Origin of the sequence: Flaviaestuariibacter flavus (assembly GCF_004337505.1) — a bacterium.
GTDB lineage: Bacteria > Bacteroidota > Bacteroidia > Chitinophagales > Chitinophagaceae > Flavisolibacter > Flavisolibacter flavus.
In genome coordinates, this window is the sequence record NZ_SJZI01000046.1 from 93600 (window position 1) to 115715 (window position 22116).

A 22116-nucleotide genomic window follows, 5' to 3' on the forward strand; every position below is an offset into this window, starting at 1 on the left:
GACAATAGACAGCTAGGCGAGCCCTCTGAATGGAGGGCTCGCTTTTTTATTGCATTAGGTAGTGTATTCTTTTCCCGGTTCGGTGGCCCGGCCGGAACCGCCGGTGCCGGTTTCTTCCGCTACGAATGATTGCCTTCATTGTGCTCGATGGCCGCGCGCAGATCCGCCTCGGCGGCGCGCACATAATGCGGCAGCGCCATGGGCACGATCACCCAGTGGCCCTGCCCGTTGCGGCGCATCCGGAAAACGGTGTGCTGGTGCCAGTCGGTAAAATGTACATGATAAGTCAACGGGAGCTCCGGGTGCTCCATCCGCTTGAAATGAAAATCCACCTGTTCAATGGTGATCGTAAATTCCTCCTGCATAATTATCGGTCGCCCCTGCAAAGCTAGCCCTCCTGAAGGTGCGGAACTATAGTAGAAATACGCCGTATAATTACCCGTATTTGTGACTATCAGGTTCAATAAGTCAGGATGCGCACCCCGTCGTCGAGCGGGAAGGCGGTGCAGGTAAGGACGAGGCCCTTCTCCAGGTCGGCGTCGGTGAGCACCTCGTTGCGAGCCATCCACACATGTCCCGACGCGCAACGGGCTGTGCAGGCGCCGCAGCGGCCGGCGGCGCAGCTCCAGGGCAGGCTGAGCCCTGCCCGCAGGGCCGCCTTCAGGATGGTTTCGGGCGGCACTACCGTAACGACGGCGCTGCCTTCGCGCGTTTCCACCGTAACGGCCCGCGGCTGCAGCCCGGGATGCGCCGGCGGCGGTGGGGCCGGCGCGGGCAGGAAGTCTTCGCGGCGCAGCCGGTTTGCCGGAACCCCCTCGGTGCGCAGCACAAAGGTGCAGAGCCGCATGTAGTTTTCGGGTCCGCAGGTATAGAACCAGTCGGCGGCGGTGCGGGCGCCCGCGGCCTGCAGCAGCTCCAGCAGCAGGGGGCGGTTGAGGCGCGCCCGGCGCAGGTTGGGGTCGGTGCTGAAAAGCAGGTGCAGGGTGAAGGCGCGGGGATGGTCTGCTGCCAGTTGCTGCAGCAGCGGCAGGAAGAGCGCGTCGGAGCGGTCGTGGCTGCTGTACACCAGCAGAGCGCGCCACCGCGGGCGCGTGGCCAGCGCGGTGCGGAGCAGGGAAAGCACTGGGGTGATGCCGGTGCCCGCAGCGAAAAAGAAAAGCGTTGCCGGTGGCGCATCGTCGGGCGGCAGCTGGAAGCGGCCCGTGGCACCGGCCGTCCAGAGCTGGTCGCCGGGATGGATATTTTCAAAGAGATGGCGGGAGAAGATGCCGTTGGCGATGCGGCGCACCCCGATGGTCAGCGGCTCGTCGAAGGCGGGGCTTGAGAGCAGCGAGTAGGAGCGGCGCACCGTCTGGCCGCCGAGGCGGGCCTCGAAGGTGAGAAACTGCCCGGCCGCGTAGGGCAGCCGCTCCGCGAAGGTGATGGTGCGAAAGCCGGGCGCTTCTTCGCGGATGTCGGTTATGGTCAGCGGCAGGAGGGCGGGCATGGATTAAAAGTACGCCGTGGGCCTGCCTCCGCCCATCCACATTTGCACAATCTTCACATGCGGCGCGTGTATTTTCGGAACGATTGGCCGTTACTGATCAAACCGCCCGGATGAAGCCGCTCCTCTTACTTTCCACTCTCCTGATTACAGCAGCCGCAGGTGCGCAGTCGCCCAAAACGGGCTCGGCCGTGCCCGTCGCCGAGGCACGCGCGGCCCTCGAAGCCCATAACCGCATCCGCGCCGAGGTGGGCACGCCGCCCCTGCAGTGGTCGCCGTCGCTGGCCACCTACGCCCAGGCCTGGGCCGATCACCTCGCCGCCGACGGTAGCTGCCGCATGCAGCACCGCCCCATGGGCGGGCAATGGGCGCAGCAATACGGCGAAAATCTCTTCTGGGGCAATGGCCGCTACTTCGACGCCGCCGACGCCACCAACGCCTGGTACGGCGAGCGCAAGGACTTCCGCTACGGGCCCGTCACTGAAAGCAACTATGCCCGCATCGGGCACTATACGCAACTCGTATGGAGCAACACCACCCAGGTAGGCATGGGCGCCGCCCGCTGCCGCAACGGCGCCTGGATCATTGTGGCCAACTACAACCCGAGGGGGAACTTCGTGGGGGTGAAACCCTATTAAAGAATCTATTTATCTCGGATCTCGGATCTTGGTTACTATGTAGGCGCCCCCAGTGATTGCGAATGGCCGGAAGCATGAAAAAGAAAAGCGCCGGGCCTTCCTTTTTCATTGGTACCCGGAGGCAGATCAGACATCTGCGATCTGAGATCCGAGATCTTGGATTTATCTTCCGGCCCAAAACCGGCTTATGGGAAAAGGTCGCCTGGAGGCATTCAGTGATGGCGTGCTGGCCATCATCATCACCATCATGGTGCTGGAGTTGCGCGTGCCGCACGGAAGTACCATCGCCGACCTCCGGCCCCTGCTGCCGGTGGGCCTGGGCTATGTGCTCAGTTTTATCTACATCGGTATTTACTGGAACAACCACCACCACCTGCTGCAGGCGGCGCACCACATCCGGGGCGGCGTGCTGTGGGCCAATATGCACTTGCTGTTCTGGCTGTCGCTGGTGCCTTTCGTCACGGGATGGATGGGTGCGCACCCCGGCGCCCGCGGGCCCGTGGTATGCTATGGTATCGTGCTGCTCTGCGCCGGCATCGCTTACTACATCCTCGCGCATGCCCTCGTGGCCATCCACGAAAAAGGATCCGCCATCGCGCTTGCCATCGGCCGCGACCGGAAAGGAATGCTTTCGGTGGCGCTTTATGCTTCGGCCATCGGCCTTGCCTTTGTAAACACCTGGATCAGCATCGGCATCTATACGGCGGTAGCCCTGATCTGGGTCGTACCCGAAACGCGGATTGAGCGGCGGCTGGACGAGGAACACCCGCTGTGAAAACCTGCTTTGCGTCCCGTTTTTACAATACCCGCTAACAGGTATTTTTGTCCTTGCCCCTCCCGGTTCATCCGGCTTTTGTGTCATTTCAACGCCCCGGAGCTGGGCTTTGCCGCCAGATTTCAGTTTCTTTGTATACGTTTTCCTGTGTAAGAACCAACTGCCTTTCGTTTACTGTATTTATACCCAACCTGTAACTGCTTATGAAGTTGAGAATCCTACCCCGTGCCCGGGCGCCGTTGCCCGCCGCATTTTTTTAGGTGCCCGCCGGGCGGCCGCCGATTTTCTACGACCAAATTTTCCGTTCGAACTAATACTGCTGAATCATGAGATTGTTTCGTTTCCTGTTGTCTTTCGTTTTCGTAGGTTTTTCATTTACCGCTATTGCGCAACCCGTTATCACGATGGATACAATTGAAACCGGGCCCTATGGCCAGGGGTCTTCAATTGCGGTACTCTTTCGCGTAAAAGGAGTGGTTAAATCCACAGCAACCTATGAACTCTATCTTTCGAATTCTTCGGGCGCATTTTCAGGTGGGGGCACGCAGATAGGACAATACGCCGGACATTATACAACTTTCATTAATGGTGTAATCCCCAATGGGACACTTGCGTCCGGGAGTTACAAGGTGATGGTTCGTTTGAAAGACGGAGCATCAACATTAGCTACTGCAATATCGTTTTACAACATCAACATAGTTTCTGCGGCTGGGCGGAGTGGCAATTTTATTACCGTAGAAGGACATGGATCTGCAATCGCAAGCAAGTGGCTATGGGTTGCTTGCTCCGGTGATCAATCAAGCGTTGATGTGTCAAATAATCTGCCAGTACCTGTATCAACAACAATCAAAAATGAATTCGATTCTATCGCATTCTTTGCGACCGATGTGCCGCGAACTTTTTCGATCCCTGGCAACGGATTGATTACGATTGATCCGATAAAATCAGTTCATTACCGGTTGCTTAATAAAGTGGTCGAGTCTGGAAGCGGTGTTATTTCGACTCAAGGATGGTTTTTCGTCAACAACAAGACAGTTGGACCATTTTCTGCTGTTTTATCAGTAGTATGTTACAGCCCCGGAAGCCCGGGAAATTTCAGGTTCAAGGTTGATATTGATAGGGTAATAACAAGTTCTTCTCAGAGTGCATTCTATAACTTTCCCGGCTATACATATGAGGCAGATTGGGACGACCCAACGGCAAATACCGTATATACAATAATGGAGTTGGACTCTACAGCTGGAATTATGAGCCACGGTTATTCTATTACCTCATGTAATAGCACTGTTACCAATAATGGAACTGTATTTCAGAACTCGATCGGACCAGCTTTAAAAGTTCAAAACTTCAATCCTCCTTGTGATAACTCCGTCAGTTCAATCTCGCCAATTCGGGTCTTTGAAAAACCAGAGACAAAGCTGGAAGGTCCAAACATTAAATGCTTCGGTCAACCTGTAACATTTGAAAATAATTCAACAGTAGGCGTCCAAGGAAACGCTACAACTCCTGGTTGTGTTGCGCCTACCATACTTTATGATTGGTATGTTGATGGAAGCAGAGTAGAACAGGACAAGCCGATTTCATTTGACTATATCACAAGTTCACTTTCAATTGGACAGCATACTATTGTCCTTCGCCCGAAATATAATTCCAATAATATCAGCTGTGCACCTTCGAATGATACACTTATTATTTGTATCCAGCCGAAGCCCAATCCGGCCTTCCTGATGAACGGACAAAATGTGAACTCCATTTCCGGCTGTTCCCCGGTAGTGATAAATCTCACTAATCAAACAACCAACGTAATCTGCGGTGGCGCGATAAGCTATATGTGGACGGTGGAGCTATTAGACGGGAGCCCGGCCCCATCAAGTGCATATCAGTTTACCAATAGCACCACAAACAGCTCGCAGCACCCGCAGATCACTTTCACGCAGCAAGGCACGTACTACATTAAACTTACTTCAGACAACGGTACCTGCGCCGCCGAAAGCATCCGGAAAGAAGTCATTGTGCTCGCAGCTACAGGCCTCACCATCCCCGGCCAGCAGCGCTACTGCGGCGTGCCGACGATCATTGACTTCGGTTCCAACAACAACCACAAGCCCAATTACAACAACGGCCTCGCCGCGGTTGGCGAAAGCTACCTGTGGACCGTCACCGGCGGCACCTACAACTTCGTGGGCACCACCAGCTCGGGCAGCCGCTATCCCAAGATCGAATTCACACAATATGGTACCTACACGGTGAGCCTGCAGTACATCAACTCCTGCGGTACTAAAAACGTTTCGCAGACCATCATCTTCGACCAGCCTGTTACCTCCAATGCCGGCGCCGACACAACCGTGTGCTATAATGTTACTTCCATTACGCTCTCTGCCAGCAGCACCGGCCCGGCCGGCATCACCAGCGCCTGGACCAGCTCAGGCAGCGGATCGTTCTCACCAAACAATGCTCCCGGTACTACTTATACTTTCAGCAGCTCCGACCGCAACGTCAACGGCAACAACATCACGCTTACCTATACGGTGACGCCGCCGGCAGGGTCGGCTTGTTTGCCGGCAAGCGATAGCCGCGTGGTAACGATCCGTCCGGAAAACCATATCTCGAGCGCAAACAACAAAACGATTTGCGGCGGCAACTCCGTAGCGTATACCCCCACCGCCAGCCAGACCGGCAGCACGTTTACCTGGACCTCGGTAGTTTCGGGAACCGTAACCGGTAACAATGCTTCCGGCAGCGGCCCGATCAACGACGTTCTTAACAACAGCGGCCCCAACAGCGGCACGGTCACTTATACCATCATCCCCGTAAAAGACGGTTGCGACGGTACCGCCTTTTCGTTTACGGTTACCGTGAAGCCGACACCGGTGATCGCCACGGCTGTCAAGACCGATCCCACCACCTGCGGCGGCAGCGATGGTAAGATCACGCTCACCGGCCTCATTGCCGGGCAGTACACGGTTACATTTACGAAGAGCGGCTCGGGCAACCAGGGCCCGCTGACCATTTCGGCTAACACATTGGGCGAGCTCGTTATCCCCAACCTGACGCAGGGCACTTACAGCAACTTTGTAGTAACGTTCAATAGTTGCGCATCGCCCGCTTTCGCCGGCCCTGTAACGCTTTCCGATCCGCCACTCCCGGCGGCGCCCGCCGTAGGCAGCAACAGTCCCATCTGCAGCGGCGCCACACTCAACCTCACTGCCAGCTCGGTAACACCGGGTGTTGACTATACCTGGACCGGTCCTGGGATCAGCGGTAACAGCACACAGCAAAATCCCAGCATCGCCAACGCGCCAACAAGCGCTACCGGCACCTATACCGTTGTGGTAAATAAAGCCAACTGTAAGGTGCAGGCCACGGTCACTGTCACCGTTGACCCGACTCCGGTCGCCAACAGCGTGCCGGACGCGACCTTCTGCAACGGCACCGCTACCTCCGCCATCGCTCTTGCCGGCACGCCCGCTACGGGCACTGTTTACAGCTGGACCAACAGCAATACCGCCATCGGCCTCGGCGCCACCGGCAACGGAAACATTCCATCCTTCAATGCCGTCAATGCCGGCAACACCGCGGCAACGGCTACCGTTACCATTACGCCGAAGTTCACCAACGGCGCAAACTCCTGCACCGGCACCGACAAGACCTTCACCATCACCATCAACCCAACGCCCGCCGCCGATGCGGTGACAGGACAGGTGCTCTGCGCCGGATCTCCTGTGGCAGCCATCAACTTCAGCGGCACCGCCACCAGCTACAGCTGGACCAACAGCAATACGAGCATCGGCCTTGGCGCCAGCGGCAACGGCAATATCCCTTCCTTTAACGCGGTGAACGGCGGTACGTCGGTGCAGACGGCCACGATCACCGTAACGCCGCGCTACACCGGTGGATCTGTGGGCTGCGATGGTCCCACCAAAACCTTTACGATCGTAGTGGTGCCCAATCCCACCGTTAATAATGTAAGCGCACAAACGGTCTGCGATGGGGCCAGCACGAGCGCGGTCAACTTCAGCGGATCGGTCAGCGGCACGGTATACAACTGGACGAACAACAACCCCGCCATCGGTCTTGCGGCCAGCGGCACGGGCAATATCCCTGCCTTTACCGCCACCAACGGCGGCACTACAGCAGTGACCGCCACCATTACGGTAACGCCTTCTTTCACGAGCAACGGAATTACGTGTACCGGCGCACCCAAAACATTTACGATCACGGTCAACCCGACGCCTTCAGTGAATAACAGCACTGCGCAGACCCTCTGCGCCGGCACCGCCACTACGGCCGTCGGCTTCAGCGGCACTGCGGGCGCTACCTTCGACTGGACAAACAGCAATACCGCCATCGGCCTTGCCGCTTCGGGCTCCGGAAACATCGCGACCTTCACCGCCGCCAACGCTACCAATGTGCCGCTTGCGGCAACCATCACGGTAATCCCGCGGATCGGCAACTGTGCCGGCCCGGTTAAGACCTTCACCATCACGGTGAACCCACGCCCGGTGATCACCAACCTGGCGCAGGCGATGTGCTCGAACAATACCTTTAACGGCACACCTGTACACGGCGTACCCGCCAGCACCGTGGTGCCTGCCGGTACCACTTACACCTGGGGCACGCCGGTGAGCAGTCCCGGTGGCGCCATCACAGGTGGCAGCGCCCAGTCGACGCCGGTGACCACCATTGGCCAGACCCTGATCAACACCACCACCGCCAGCGCCACGCTGACCTATACGATCACGCCGGTGTCGGGCGCCGACGGCAACTGCCCCGGTGATCCGTTTACGGTTACCGTTACCGTGAACCCGCAGCCCGGCATCTCCGACCGCAACGTCACAGCCTGCAGTGGCACGGCCAACAACCTGACGCCCACGGGCGTTCCGGCAAGCACTTCGTATTCGTGGGGGCTTCCCGTTATTACGCCTTCGGGCGCACTGGCCGGTGCTACTGCCGGGTCGGGTGCTTCGGCCATCAACCAAACGCTTACCAACAGCACCAACGCGCCTGCTACGGCGGTGTATACGGTAACGCCCACCGCGGGCACCTGCGGCAACGGCACCTTCACCATCACCCTTACGGTAAATCCGAAGCCGGCGATCGCCAGCTATACTCCCGCAGATATCTGCTCGGGTGATGCCTTTACAGTAACACCGACGCAAGGCACGCCGGCCGGTAACGTGGTTCCCGCGGGCACCACCTATTCCTGGACCGTAAGTGCGCCTTCCGGCGTCGGTGGAGCAGTTGCGGGCAACTCCGCCACTGGTGCTATCAGCCAGACGCTAACCAACAGCACAACGACGCTGCAGACCGTAGTTTATACTGTTACGCCCACGTCGGGTACCTGCGCCGGCGGTACGTTTACCATCACGGTGCGTGTGGCCCCGCGCCCCGTGGTTGCCAATGCAAGCGCCACCATCTGCAGCGGTGCTGCCTTTGATGCAACGCCTTCGGGTGTTCCGACAGGCACCACCTACACCTGGTCGGCGCCGGTGATCGCTCCTTCGGGCGCCATCACGGGTGCCGCGGCACAGGCTTCGGCGGTAAGCACCGTGGGACAAACACTGACGAATACCACCAATAGTGCTGCTACAGCTACCTACACGGTAACGCCGAAGTCGGGCGCCTGCGAGGGCCAGCCCTTCACGGTTACGGTGACGGTGCAGCCCAAGGCAGTCATCGCCAACTATACCGATGCGATCTGCAGCGGTGCTTCCTTCACTATTACTCCTGCCGACGGACAGCCTACGGCGGCCACGGTGATCCCGGCCGGCACCACCTATACCTGGGGAGTACCGGCAAGCAACCCGGCGGGCGCTATCAGCGGCGGGGCAGCACAGGCGAGCGGTGTCAGCACGATCGGCGCTGCACTTACCAACGGCACCAATACTCCCGCTGCGCTCACCTATACGGTTACCCCGAAGAGCGGCAGTTGCAACGGCGCAATGTTCACCGTTGCAGTCACCGTAAATCCGAAGCCCGTAATCCCCGCGCAGAGCGCCATTACCTGTAGCGATGCCACGTTCACGGTAAGCCCGGTGAACGGTGCTGCGGGTACCATCGTTCCCGGGGGAACCACCTATAGCTGGAGCGTGCCTACGGTTACCGGCGGTATGACCGGCGGCACTGCCGGCAATGGACAGACGAGCATTTCGGGTACGCTCAACAATCCCACCAACGTAGCGCAGACAGCCACTTATACCGTAACGCCGGTTTCGGGTGCGGCCGGCAGTTGCCCGGGTGCGCCGTTCACCGTAACGGTAACTGTAAATCCGCAGCCGGGCATCTCGAGCCAAACGGCCTCCATCTGCAGCGGCGGCACCTTTACGGTTAATCCCGCCGGCGCCCCCGCCAACACCCAGTATACCTGGGGCGCGCCTGTGAGCACACCTGCCGGTGCGGTTACCGGCGGCTCGGCGCAAAGCAGCCAGGGTTCAATCAGCCAAACGCTGACCAATACGACCAACACGCCGGCAACGCTTACTTACAGTGTGACACCGACTGCAGGCTCCTGCGGTAATAGCGCTTTCTCCGTGACTGTTTCCGTAAACCCGAAACCTAAGATGCCGGCACTCGCAGCGGATATATGCGGCGGCGATGCCTTCAGTATTTCACCTGTCGATAACCCGCCCGGAACGATCGTTCCGGCTAATACGAAATACAGCTGGACCGCTCCGGCCATCGTGCCTGCATCAGCAATTACCGGCGGCTCCGCGCAAAACAATATGGCGAGCATCGGTCAGACCCTGAGCAATACGACTAATGCCAGCGCCACCGCCACCTACACGGTAACGCCAACTTCGGGTGATGCCGGCTCCTGCGTCGGCAATGCTTTCCAGGTGACGGTTACCGTGCGCCCACGCCCGGCAGTTGCCAACAAAACTGCGGCCATCTGCAGCGGCGGCACTTTCTCGGAAACGCCCGCCAATAGCGGTGCCGACATCGTACCCGCGGGCACTACCTACAGCTGGAGCACGCCGGTCGTTACCGGCGGCATCACCGGCGGTGCCGCGGGCACGGCACAGACCAGCATTACGGGCACGCTCATCAACCCGACGTCGGCCGTGCAAACAGCGACCTACACGGTGACGCCTAAATCGGGCACCTGCGAAGGCTCGCCCTTTACGGTAACCGTAACGGTCAAGCCCACCCCCGTGGTGACGGCACAAACCGCCACGATCTGCAGTGGTGCCGCCTTCGGCATCACGCTTGCCGACAACCCACCCGCAACGGTGCTGCCTTCGGGTACCACCTTCAGCTGGACGGCCCCGGCGATCAACCCGGCTTTGGCCATCACCGGCGCTTCGGCACAAACCGCGCAGACGGCCATCGGCCAGGCGCTGACCAACGTCACGAATGCACCGGCTACGGCCACCTATACAGTTACACCTTCGTACGATGGCTGTACGGGCAGCCCCTTCACGGTGACCGTGACGGTGAACCCGAAGCCGGTGATCGGCAACCAGACGATGATCACCTGTAGTAATACGGGCTTCAGCTTTACACCGGCGAATGCCCAGCCCACGACGATCGTTCCCGGCGGCACCACCTACAGCTGGAGCGCGCCGGTGGTAACCGGCGTTATGACCGGCGGCGCGGCCGGCACGGCACAGGCCAGCATCACGGGCACGCTCATCAACCCCACAAATGTGGCCCAGACCGCTACGTATACGGTCAGCCCGGTATCGGGTGCGGCCGGCAACTGCCCGGGTGCCGACTTCCAGCTTGTTGTTACCGTGAACCCCCAGCCCGGTATCAGCGCACAGGCGGCAACCATCTGCTCGGGTGCTCCGTTTGCCGTGAGCCCCGCGGGCGCACCGGCAAACACCACCTATACATGGGGTACACCGGTAAGCAACCCGGTTGGCGCCATCACAGGTGGTTCGGCACAGAGCAATCAGAACACGATCGGCCAGACGCTGACCAACAATACCAACACACCGGCAACACTTACCTATAGTGTAACGCCTACGGCCGGCTCTTGCGGGAACAACGCATTTGCTGTAACGGTTACGGTTAATCCGAAACCGGTAGTGACCGGCACCGTGGCCGACATCTGCAGCGGCGAAACCTTTGCCGCCACGCCCGCCAATGGAGCGCCTGCCGGAACCATCATCCCGGCAAACACCACTTATATGTGGGGCGTTCCGGTAAGCAACCCTTCGGGTGCGATCACCGGCGGCACAGCGCAGATGGCGCAGGCCACCATCAGCGGAACATTGGTCAATACAACGAATGCGGTGGCGACGCTCACCTATACCGTCACGCCTACTTCGGGTGATGCCGGCAACTGCGTGGGCGCTTCTTTTACAACAGTGGTCAGCGTGCGCCCGCGCCCGGCTATTGCCAACAAAACCGATAATATCTGCAGCGGCGGCACATTTACCGTAAGCCCCGCGAACGCCGGTGCCGATATTGTTCCTGCAGGTACTACCTACAGCTGGAGTGTCCCGGTGGTTACCGGCGGCATCACCGGCGGCGCGGCCGGCAGTGGACAAACGAATATTTCGGGTACGCTCAACAACCCAACCAGCGGGCCGCAGACGGCAACCTATACGGTGACGCCGAAGTCGGGCGCCTGCGAGGGTGCACCCTTTACGATCACGGTTACCGTCAACCCGACGCCGGTGCTGCCGGCGCAGGTGGCGGAGATCTGCAGCGGCGCTACGTTCAACGTGGCACCTGCCGACAACCCGCCGGCCGCAATCGTGCCGACAGGTACAACCTATAGCTGGCCTGTTCCCGCCAGCAACCCGGCAGGTGCGGTCACCGGCGGCTCGGCGCAGAGCGGGCAGGCAGCCGTCAGCCAGGCGCTGACCAACACAACGAACGCGGTGGCGACACTCACCTATACGGTGACGCCTGCCGTGTCGGGCTGCGCCGGCCAGGCCTTTGCAGTGACGGTGACGGTCAACCCCAAACCCGTCATCGGTCCGAAAGACCTTGAGATATGCAGCGGCCAGAACTTCAGCTATACCCCGGCCAACAACGCCCCGGCTACCATCGTGCCCACCGGCACTACGTATAGCTGGAGCGCGCCTGTAATTACCGGTGGTCTTACAGGTGGCGCTCCCGGTACGGCGCAAACCACGATCGGCGGCAACCTGGTCAACCCGACCAACGTTCCGCAGACCGCTACCTATACGGTGATCCCTACCTCGGGCGCCGCGGGCAATTGCGTGGGTGCTGCCTTCACCGTCACGGTCACCGTCAACCCGCAGCCGGGCATTACCGACCAGGTAGCCACGATCTGCTCGGGTACGGCCTTCACCGTGAGTCCGGCGGGCGCGCCTGCCAATACCGTGTACACCTGGACCGTCCCTGTCAGCAACCCCGCCGGTGTTGTTACCGGCGGCTCCGCACAGGCCACCCCGCAGCCGAACATCAGCCAGCCGCTGACCAATACAAGCAATGTGCCCGCGAGCATCGTCTATACGGTAACGCCAACCGCGGGCTCCTGCGGAAACATTGCCTTCAATGTAACATTGACCGTGAACCCGACACCCGTGGTGAGCGGAACCGTTGCCGAGATCTGCAGCGGCGACGCCTTTGCCGCAACGCCGGTGAACGGAACGCCGGCAGGAACGATCATTCCCGCGAATACAAGCTATAGCTGGAGCACCCCGGTAAGCAACCCCGCCGGTGCCATCACCGGCGGCGCGGCCGCAAGCAGCCAGGCCGCCATCGCCGGAACGCTGACCAACACCACGAATGCGTCGGCTACGCTCACCTATACGGTAACACCCGTTTCGGGTGACGCGGGCAGCTGCGCCGGCGCTTCCTTCCCGGCTGTGATTACGGTGCGTCCGCGCCCGCGTCTTGCCGACAAGACACTGACCGTGTGCAGCGGAGCCCCCTTTACGGTGACGCCGGCTAACGCACCGCCGGGGGATATCGTGCCTGCGAACATTACCTATAGCTGGAGTGCGCCTGCCGTCACCGGTGGCATCACCGGCGGCACTTCGGGCACTGCCCAGGCCTCCATCAGCGGCACCCTGCTGAACCCAACCTCCACGGTGCAAACCGCCACGTATACCATCACGCCGAAGGCCGGCGACTGCGAGGGACCTGCCTTTACGCTGACGGTAACCGTGAACCCGACACCGCTGGTGCCGGCACAGGTGGCCGAGATCTGTAGCGGTTCTACGTTTGCCGTAAACCCTGCCGACAACCCACCGGGTGTTGTTGTGCCGGCGGGGACGACCTACAGCTGGCCCGCGCCGGTAAGCAACCCGGCAGGAGCCATCGCAGGCGGTTCTGCCCAAAGCGGCCAGGGTGGCATCAGCCAGGTGCTGACCAACACCACAAATGCAGTGGCTACGCTTATCTATACAGTGACGCCTTCGATCGGCAACTGTTCGGGCACTCCGTTTACAGTAACTGTAACGGTCAACCCGCGCCCGCTGATCGGGCCGATGAGTGATATTGTTTGCTCGGGTGCTTCCTTTAATGCAGCGCCGGTGAACGCCGCCCCGGGCACGATCGTTCCGGCCAACACGACCTTTAGCTGGGGCGCGCCGACCAGCAACCCGGCCGGTGCGCTTACCGGCGGCTCGGCACAAAGCGGTCAGCCTTTCATCAGCCAGACACTGATCAACAACACCATCGCCGTGGCCACCGCAACTTACACGGTAACGCCCACTTCGGGTGCCGCAGGCGGCTGCGTCGGTGCGCCGTTCACGGTTACCGTTACGGTGAAGCCGCAGCCCAGTATCCCCGACCAGCAGGCGACGATCTGCAGCGGCGGTAACTTCAGCATCACACCTGCCAACGCACCGGTGGGCACTGTGTATACCTGGGCGCTGCCCACGAGCAACCCTGCGGGCGCCGTCACCGGCGGTGCGGCCGGCAACAGCCAGCCGGGCATCAGCGGCACACTTACCAACGTGACCAATGCGCCGGCTGTGTTGCTGTACACCGTAACACCGGTTGCTTCTGATTGCTCCAACAGCACCTTCACCGTAGCGGTGACGGTGAATCCGAAACCTGTGATCGGCAACATGGCGGCTGTGACCTGCTCGGATGTTGCCTTTGATATCGCGCCTGCAAACAACCAGCCCACCACCATCGTGCCGGTGAATACTACCTACACGTGGACGGCACCGGTGAGCAGCCCGGCGGGCGCCCTTACGGGTGGCTTGGCACAGGTGGCGCCGCAGCCTTCCATCAGCCAGCTGCTGGCCAATACTACGGCAGCGCCGGCTACCATGACCTATACGGTAACCCCCGTTTCGGGTGACGCTGGTAACTGCCCGGGCGCTCCGTTCACGGCTGTGGTAACCGTCAACCCCGATGCCCGCGCGGTGTTCGTGCCGACGGACACGATCGAGTGCCCGCCCTTCGTAATCACACCCGCAGTGGTAGGCCTGCAAACCTTCCCGCAGGCCAACAGCACCTATAGCTGGTATGCCAACGGGGTGCTCATCGGAAACGGCACTACCTTTCCGGGCTATACGATCGCGAACGAGAACGACTCCATCGACATCAAGCTGGTGGCCGGCTCGCAGTATGGCTGTAAAGCCGACAGCATGGTGTTCCGCTTCTTCTCGCACAAGCTTCCGCACCCCGACTTCACCCTGGCGCCCCCGAACGGTTGCGGCCCGCTGTCGGTGAACATCACCAACACAACGCCGTACACCGACTTCTTCCAATACCAGTGGAACTTCGGCCAGGGCCAGTCGTCCACGAACGTGCAGCCCGGCGTCGTTGTCTTCCCCCCGAACCCGACCTATGGCGATACGACCTATATCGTGACGCTCAAGGCCTGGAACGAGTGCGACACGGTTACGATCACGAAAAATGTGCAGGTGGCTTCACGGCCCAAGGCACTCTTTACTCCCGATCGCACCGTGGGATGCTCGCCGATGCGGGTAAACTTCTCGAATACCTCGCTTGGTATTGGTGTTACCTACACGTGGATCTGGGATGACGGCACCAGCCAGAACAGCCCCACCCGCGATATGGTGACGCATACCTTCAACACATCGGTGCAGGATACCTTCTATGTAAAGCTGGTGGCGCATAACCAGTGTGGCGATGATACAGCCACCTATGCCATCGTTGTTTCGCCGAACCCGATCCAGCTCTTTATGGCGGTTAACGGAACAGAGGCAAACGGCTGCGCACCGCACACCGTTAACTTCATCAACAACACCATCGGCGCCACCGGCTTCCAGTGGGACTTTGGTGACGGCAATACACTGAGCACAACGCGGGGTATCGATACGGTAACGCATACCTATCTTGCCGCCGGCACGTATACGGTGCAGCTGAAAGCCTTCAACGGTTGTACGGATACGACTATGTTCCTTACGATCAACGTATTCCCGAAGCCCGACGCATCCTTTGTAGCCAGTCGCTACACGGCCTGCCTCGGCGATACGATCCAGTTCACCAACACCTCGCAGGGCGCGACCTCCTATCTCTGGAAGTTCGGCGACGGCGATGTGACAACGCTTGTAATCCCGGCGCATGCCTGGAGCACACCGGGCGTTTACAATGTGACGCTGGTGGCCTACCGCATCAACGGTCCGGGCAATGTGTGTCCCGATTCCGTTAAAGTACCGGTGCAGATCGTAGCCAGCGTACCGGGCGGCATTACGGTAAGCGACTCGCTGACCAACTGCGTGCCCTTCACGGTTACGTTCAGCAATCCCAACCAGCCGGCTTCGGTGGTGACCTGGGATTTCGGCGACGGCTTCACCGGCACCGGCAACGTGGTGACGCACACCTACCAGCGTGCGGGCACCTTCCTGGCGCAGCTCACGAGCCTCGCGCCGGGCGGCTGTACCTACACGGCGCAGCGTACCATCCGCGTCAATGCGCCCGCCGGTACCTTGCAGTATACAGGAGGCTACGTGTGCGGCCCCCGCGCCGTGCGCTTCGATGCCACCGTAAGCGGCACCGATACGCTTATCTGGAACTTCGGTAACGGTGTAACCCAATCGACGCTTTCGCCGTTTGTTTATTACCAGTATCCCAACCCGGGGCTATACGTGCCTTCGGTTACCCTGGCTTCCGCTTCGGGCTGCCGCGTGCCGGTAACAGGTGTAGACACGATCAAGGTCGATCGCCTTGTGACCGGCTTCACCGCGGCGCAAAACCGCCTGTGCGGATCCACGCCCGTTACCTTCAGCGATACTTCGCATGTGTTCTTCGGAGTACGTGAAGTGCGCTGGGATTTTGGCGACAACACGAGCGGTGTCGGCTCCGTGGTGCAGCATACCTACACCAGCCCCGGTCAGTACAACATCCGCCAGGTGGTGATCAGCAACAGCGGCTGCTCCGACACGGTTTACAAAGTGGTAGACGTGGTAGTGTTTGGTATCCCCACAGCCGCGATCAGCGCCGACCCGCTCGGGTGTACCCGTATTGCCACGACACTCACCGCCAACGTGCAATCGGCCGATCCCATTAGCATTTATGAGTGGACGGTGAACGGTACGATCCAGTCGCGTGTGAACCCGTTTGTAACCACGTTTACGGCAGGCGGCACTTACAACATCCGCCTCATCGTGGGTACGGTGAACGGTTGCTTTGATACAGCCTTCCATACCATCACGGTACGGCCTTCGCCGATCGTAACGGCAACCAACAGCAACGACCTCTGCCTCGGCCAGTCGCAGCAGCTCAATGCCTCCGGCATCGGCGTGGTGGATTGGCAATGGTCGCCGGTAGATGGCCTGAGCTGCACCACCTGCCCGAACCCGCTGGCAACACCCAGGGCCACTACCACGTATGTCGTGACCGGCACGAACGGCTTCGGCTGCCCCGGCTACGACACGGTGCTGCTCTCGGTGCATGGCCCGATCAGCATGGTGGTATCGCCGAGCGACAGCATTTGCATCGGCGACACCCTGCTCCTGCTGGCCAGCGGTGCTACCAGCTACCAGTGGACGCCCAACCAGGACATCAGCAACACTTCGGTGCCCAACCCGTCGGTATGGCCGCGGGTAAGCACTACCTACCGCGTGGTGGGCTTCGACGGATTCAATTGCTTTACCGACACAGCCTTCGTGACTGTGGGTGTGGGGCAATACCCGACCGTTAACCTGGGCCCCGACCTGGTGCTGGCCACCGGCACCCGCCAGTTGCTGACGCCTGTGGTGACCAACGGCCCCATTCGCACCTGGAGCTGGTCGCCTGCCGCCAATCTCTCGTGCGCCAACTGTCCGCAGCCGGTGGCGGAGATCCGGAACGACGTGTTGTATACGGTTACCGTAACCACCGCTTACGGATGCTCCGACACCGACACAATGCAGATCAAAGCCTTCTGCCGCGATGTGCAGGTGTTCCTGCCCAACGCCTTCAGCCCCGACGGCGATGGCGTCAACGATGTATTCATGGTGCAGGCTTCGGGCATTGCTACGGTAAAGACGTTCCGCATCTTCAACCGCTGGGGCGAGCTGGTGTTCGAGAAGAACGCGGTGCAGCCCAACGATCCGCGCTTCGGTTGGGACGGCCGCGTGGGTGGCGTAGCGGCTGCGCCGGATGTATTCGTGTATACCGTAGAAGTACTGTGCGAGAACGGAACTCCCTATACATATAAAGGAAACGTAACCATTCTAAAATGAGGTGTATGAAAAAGTTATTGACGGGATTGACGATTTTTTGCGGTGCCTTCGCGGCCCGCGCCCAGGATGTGAACTTTTCGCAGTTTTACGAGCTGCCGATGCTGCGCAACCCGGCACTGGCGGGCAACTTCCGCGGCGACATCAAAGCGGTGGGTGCCTTCCGCAGCCAGTGGGGAAGCGTTACCACCCCTTATAAAACGATGGCCCTGGGCACCGAAATGCGCTTTGGTGTGGGCGGCTCCGATAACTATCTCTCGATAGGTGCGCAGGTCACCAACGATGTGGCGGGCGATTCGAAGCTGAGTCGCACGCAGGTGCTGCCGGTGCTTGCTTTTCACAAGTCGCTCAACGCGGAGCAGGACGCTTATCTTTCGGCGGGCTTTATCGGCGGCTTTGTGCAGCAACGCTACGATGCCTCGGGCCTCACCTTTGCCGATCAGTTTGTGAACGGTGCTTACAGTCCGATGAACCCGACGCGGCAGCGCCTGCCCGGTTCCAACGTAACCTATATGGATGCGGGCGCGGGCATCACCTACAGCAATGTGATGGGCTACGATACGCGTTATTATATAGGCGCCGCGCTGTTTCATTTCAACCAGCCGCGTGTGGCCTTCGATAATGCCAACGATGTGCGGCTCAACCAAAAAGTGATGATCAATGCCGGTCTGTCCACGCCAACGAGCGATAAGGACCGCGTCATTCTTTATGGTGACTATTTCTCACAAGGAGGCCATCACCAGGCGCAGGGCGGGGTGTTGTACCGGCATGCACTCGTAGAGGAAGACGCCGACTACGGCGTGGCGCTTTCGCTCGGCGGCTTTTACCGCTGGAACGACGCCGTGGTGCCCGTGGTGAAGCTGGATTATTACAACTTCGCCTTCGGGCTTACTTACGACGTCAACATGAGTAAGCTGACAAAGGCTTCGAGCGCGCGCGGCGGCTTTGAACTGACCGTGTCGTACAGCAACTTTCTGAATATCCGTAACTCGTCGTCGATGAAGGTGCGGTGCCCGGTAAGTTTCTAGCATGGGAAATACGCGGAAAAAGTCAAAAGCCTCGCACTGCGGGGCTTTTGACGTTATAAGGCGTGCATTTCGTGTCTATTTCCTTTTCACCTGCAGTTCCTCCCACGGAGTTGTGCCATCTTTTTCGCGCGTGAACTGAAGTTCCGTGTCTTCCTGCAGCACGATCTCGGCGGTGGTATAGATGATATTATTTTCAAGCAGATGCCCGCCGATGGTGCGCCCGGTGGAGTCGCTGACGGCGATGTGAAGGTGGGAGCCGTTTTTCGAAAGGGTGCCGCTGAGGCTAACAATCTCGAAATGTCCTTCCCCGGTGCTGCCTTCGGGCTGGTTGGCAAAGCGGATGTTGTAACGGGTGAGGCTGCCGGCGCAGGTAGCGATCCAGCCCGCTTCGATGTTGTGCTGATTGGCAAAGGCCTGGAGCTCCTTTCGGAGATCGGCGCCGGGCCTGAGGCGCAGGGCATGGGTCTTGTTCATAGCTTGCCGGCAGGAGAGGAGCGGCAGCAGGGCCGCAATGAATAAAAAGCATTTCACGGGGTGAAGCTACACGATCGTCGTTAAGATCGTGATAGGAAGGATCAGGCCTGAGTCGGGTCCGGGATTCAGAGAATCAGGATCGAAGGATTTCGATGCTACCAGTTGCCCATCTGGTCTTTGTTGATGCGTTCGTGGTATTCTACCGGGTGCTTGCGCCACTCGGGGTCATACGACACGAACCACGAAAGCCACAAGCTGCGCGAGAAGCGCATCAGGAAGGGCTGTAGCACCAGCAGCAGCAGGCTGTTGAATCCGATCCACCAGGCAAATCGCCGGTCGCTGAACGAAAAGCCGATGAAGAGCCACCACAGCAGGAGCGTGGCTACGGTGATGAAGATGCAGATGAAATAACTCACATAGCCGGTGCCGTAATAAAATCCTACTTCGATATCGGTAGGCTGCCCGCACACCGGGCACTGGTCGTACATCTCCATGGTGCCGCGCAGGCGCAGGGTGAGCGACTTCCGGAAAAGCCGGCCCTCGCGGCAGCGCGGGCAGTAACACCCGAAGATGGTGGCCAGGTAGCCGCGGTGCGGCTTAGCATCGTTCATGATGCAGGTTTATAGATAATCCAATACTTTTTCCATTCCGGTGCTGCGCGAGCCTTTTACCAGCAGGCTGGTACCCTGCAGCGACTGGGCGCGCAGCCATTCACCCGCTTCCGTGGCGCTGTTGAAGCGCCGGTAAGGGTGATCGATCTTCTGGAAGTCGCCGCCCACCAGCAGCACTTCTTTCCAGGAATAATTTCCGATGAGGCCCGCCAGCGCGGCGTGTTCTTTCTGGCTTTCCGTGCCGAGTTCGGCCATCGCGCCCAGCACCAGCACTTTGTCGTCGCCGGCGGTGCGCGCAAAATTCTCCACGGCCAGCTTCATGCTGCTTGGGTTGGCGTTATACGCATCGAGGATAATGCGGTTACTGCCCTTCTGCACCAGCTGTGAGCGGCTGTTGGAGGGATGGTAGGCTTCGAGCGCGGCCCGGATCTTTTCGGGCGGAACGCCGAAGTGCGTGCCGACGGCAACGGCCGCCAAAACATTGGGCAGGTTATAGCTGCCTACCAGTTGTGTGCGCACCGTTCCTTCGAAACCTTTGTGAAAGGCCACTTCCAGGAAGGGGTCTGACTGTACGGCAACGCCTTCAATACCGGCATCCGCAGTGCCATAGGTGACGAGCTCCACGATGCCCTTGCTCATGTCGCGGAGGTAGCCGTAGTCCCACATCACGAAGGCCGTGCCGCCGGTTGCGCGCAGGTGATCAAACAGCTCACCCTTGCCTTTGCGTACGCCCTCTTCGCCGCCAAAGCCCTCCAGGTGCGCCTTGCCACAGTTGGTGATGAGGCCATGGGTGGGCAGGGCCACGCGGCAGTAGGAGGCAATCTCCTTCTGGTGGTTGGCCCCCATTTCAATGACTGCGTATTCCGCATCGTCGCGGATCTTCAGCAGGGTGAGCGGCACGCCGATGTGGTTATTGAGGTTGCCCTCGGTTGTATAAGTACGGTAGTGCGCCGAAAGCACGGCGTGAATGAGCTCCTTGGTCGTAGTCTTACCGTTGGAGCCGGTAATGGCCAGGAAAGGAATCTCGAATCGGCTCCGGTGGTGGCGCGCCAGCTCCTGCAAGGCTTCGAGCGCGTCGTCGACGAGGAAGGTCTTGCCTTCCACCACGTATTCCTTTTCATCGATCACGCAAGCGCCGGCACCGGCTTCCAGCGCCTTTTGCACAAAGGTGTTGCCGTTGAAGTTCGGACCCTTTAGTGCGAAAAAAAGGTCGCCCGGCTGCAGCTTGCGGGTGTCGGTCTGCACATTGGGAAAGCGCCGGTAGAGTTCGTAAAGCCGTTCGATGGAAGCCATACACAAATGTAAGATGTCAGATCTCAGATCTGAGATCTGACATCTGAGATCAAACATTACTTTCGTCTATGGCCCCTTCCCGTCCGCTTGTGATTATCGTGCTGGCGCAGGCGCTGTGCACCTCGCTCTGGTTTGGCGGCAATGCCGTGCTTCCCACGCTGGCACAGCGGCTTGGCCTTCCGCCGGGTGCCGCCGGCTCGATGTCGGCGGCGGTGCAGGCCGGTTTTATCGGCGGCACGCTGCTCTTCGCGGTGCTGGCCATCGCCGACCGCTACCGCAGCACGCGGGTTTTCTTTTGCTGTGCCCTGGCCGGCGCAGCCCTCAATGCCGGGATCCCGTTTTGTACTTCCTACCCGGCAATGCTCGGTCTTCGTTTCGGCACGGGCTTCCTGCTGGCGGGCATTTACCCGGTTGGGATGAAGATCGCAGCAGAAGCATCGCCGGCTGGCCTTGGTAAAGCCCTGGGCTACCTGGTGGGCGCCCTGGTGGTTGGCACGGCCCTGCCGCACGGACTTCGGGGTTTGTCCGTTCAGCTTCCTGCCGATGTCGTGCTGTTTACTCTTTCGGGACTGGCGGTGCTTGGCGGCACGCTGCTGCTGCTCCTTGTGCCGGTGCCCCGGCCGGCCGGCGGGACCGCGGTACAGTTGGGCGCTGCCTTCGGCATTTTTGGTAATGCGCCGCTCCGCCGGGCCGCCTTTGGTTATTTCGGGCATATGTGGGAGCTCTATGCTTTCTGGACCTTTCTCCCCCTTTATATCATGGCCTACCGGCACGCGGATGTCAATGTCGCTGCGCTCTCCTTTGCCGGTATCCTGGCCGGTGCGGCGGGCTGCGTCTGGGCCGGTTACCGGGCTTTGCGCAGCGGGGCCGCGGCGGTGGCGCGTACCGCACTGCTCGGCTCGCTTGCCTGCTGCCTTGCCGCTCCGCTGGCGCTCCGCCTGCCCCTGCCGCTTTTTACCGCTTTCCTGTTGTTCTGGGGCTTTATGGTAGTGGCCGACTCGCCGATGTTTTCTACCCTCGTAGCCCGGAGGGCACCGGCAGCTCAAAAAGGCACGGCGCTCACCCTGGTGACCTCGCTTGGATTTGCCATTACCGTTGTTTCTATTGCGTTGCTGGGGCGGCTCCAGGGCGTATGGCCGGAGGGGATGCTTTTCCTGCTGCTGGCGCCCGGGCCGCTCTTCGGACTGCTGGCTCTTGGAAAGGAGCAGCAATAAAAAAGCCTCCCGTGGTGGAGGCTTTGATAGAGC

The 22116-nt window shown here is 59.9% G+C and carries 10 protein-coding genes; 5 read left to right on the forward strand and 5 right to left on the reverse strand.

The genetic code is table 11. The features are described from left to right. Positions 1 to 119: 119 nt before the first annotated feature. Together EPD60_RS12960 and EPD60_RS12965 are read right to left on the reverse strand one after the other, a co-directional pair. Positions 120 to 365 carry a hypothetical protein gene (locus EPD60_RS12960; RefSeq protein WP_131449951.1) on the reverse strand — a complete coding sequence of 82 codons (246 nt, stop codon included), beginning with the start codon at positions 363 to 365 and terminating at the stop codon, positions 120 to 122. 95 nt (positions 366 to 460) lie between these two features. Then, complete coding sequence (locus EPD60_RS12965) at positions 461 to 1486, reverse strand: flavin reductase family protein (RefSeq protein ID WP_131449952.1); 1026 nt, start codon at positions 1484 to 1486, stop codon at positions 461 to 463. 110 nt (positions 1487 to 1596) lie between these two features. Between EPD60_RS12965 and EPD60_RS12970 the strand changes: the two genes are divergently transcribed. The 4 genes from EPD60_RS12970 to EPD60_RS12985 all read left to right on the forward strand — a co-directional run bounded on the left by EPD60_RS12970 (position 1597) and on the right by EPD60_RS12985 (position 18491). Next, the gene (locus EPD60_RS12970) at positions 1597 to 2121 is read left to right on the forward strand and encodes a CAP domain-containing protein (protein ID WP_131449953.1); all 525 of its coding nucleotides are present in this window, start codon (positions 1597 to 1599) and stop codon (positions 2119 to 2121) included. A gap of 187 nt (positions 2122 to 2308) precedes the next feature. After that, complete coding sequence (locus EPD60_RS12975; protein WP_131449954.1) at positions 2309 to 2896, forward strand: TMEM175 family protein; 588 nt, start codon at positions 2309 to 2311, stop codon at positions 2894 to 2896. Positions 2897 to 4734: 1838 nt separating this feature from the next. Further along, on the forward strand, positions 4735 to 17466 hold the full coding sequence (locus EPD60_RS12980; protein WP_131449955.1) for a PKD-like domain-containing protein: 12732 nt from the start codon (positions 4735 to 4737) through the stop codon (positions 17464 to 17466). 5 nt (positions 17467 to 17471) lie between these two features. Beyond that, entirely contained in the window at positions 17472 to 18491 is a 1020-nt protein-coding gene (locus tag EPD60_RS12985) for a PorP/SprF family type IX secretion system membrane protein (protein ID WP_165871539.1), read from the forward strand. A gap of 75 nt (positions 18492 to 18566) precedes the next feature. Here the strand turns inward: EPD60_RS12985 and EPD60_RS12990 are convergent, their stop codons facing one another. From EPD60_RS12990 to EPD60_RS13000, 3 genes are all read right to left on the reverse strand, one after another. After that, positions 18567 to 19022 (reverse strand): PPC domain-containing DNA-binding protein, encoded by a 456-nt coding sequence (locus tag EPD60_RS12990; protein ID WP_207896650.1) that lies wholly within the window; start codon positions 19020 to 19022, stop codon positions 18567 to 18569. Positions 19023 to 19120: 98 nt separating this feature from the next. After that, positions 19121 to 19576 (reverse strand): DUF983 domain-containing protein, encoded by a 456-nt coding sequence (locus tag EPD60_RS12995; RefSeq protein WP_131449957.1) that lies wholly within the window; start codon positions 19574 to 19576, stop codon positions 19121 to 19123. Between the two features lie 9 nt (positions 19577 to 19585). After that, positions 19586 to 20869, reverse strand: a complete 1284-nt coding sequence (locus EPD60_RS13000) for a UDP-N-acetylmuramoyl-tripeptide--D-alanyl-D-alanine ligase (RefSeq protein WP_131449958.1) — start codon at positions 20867 to 20869, stop codon at positions 19586 to 19588. A 68-nt stretch (positions 20870 to 20937) separates the two neighbouring features. On the opposite strand from EPD60_RS13000, the gene EPD60_RS13005 reads away from it, so the two are divergent. Further along, the gene (locus EPD60_RS13005; RefSeq protein ID WP_131449959.1) at positions 20938 to 22083 is read left to right on the forward strand and encodes an MFS transporter; all 1146 of its coding nucleotides are present in this window, start codon (positions 20938 to 20940) and stop codon (positions 22081 to 22083) included. Positions 22084 to 22116 lie beyond the last annotated feature (33 nt).

Bases quoted from the DNA above. Each gene is read 5' to 3' on its own strand.
- EPD60_RS12960 (WP_131449951.1), bottom strand. From the start codon at position 365: ATGCAGGAGGAATTTACGATCACCATTGAACAGGTGGATTTTCATTTC.
- EPD60_RS12965 (WP_131449952.1), bottom strand. From the start codon at position 1,486: ATGCCCGCCCTCCTGCCGCTGACCATAACCGACATCCGCGAAGAAGCG.
- EPD60_RS12970 (WP_131449953.1), top strand. From the start codon at position 1,597: ATGAAGCCGCTCCTCTTACTTTCCACTCTCCTGATTACAGCAGCCGCA.
- EPD60_RS12975 (WP_131449954.1), top strand. From the start codon at position 2,309: ATGGGAAAAGGTCGCCTGGAGGCATTCAGTGATGGCGTGCTGGCCATC.
- EPD60_RS12985 (WP_165871539.1), top strand. From the start codon at position 17,472: ATGAAAAAGTTATTGACGGGATTGACGATTTTTTGCGGTGCCTTCGCG.
- EPD60_RS12995 (WP_131449957.1), bottom strand. From the start codon at position 19,576: ATGAACGATGCTAAGCCGCACCGCGGCTACCTGGCCACCATCTTCGGG.
- EPD60_RS13000 (WP_131449958.1), bottom strand. From the start codon at position 20,869: ATGGCTTCCATCGAACGGCTTTACGAACTCTACCGGCGCTTTCCCAAT.
- EPD60_RS13005 (WP_131449959.1), top strand. From the start codon at position 20,938: ATGGCCCCTTCCCGTCCGCTTGTGATTATCGTGCTGGCGCAGGCGCTG.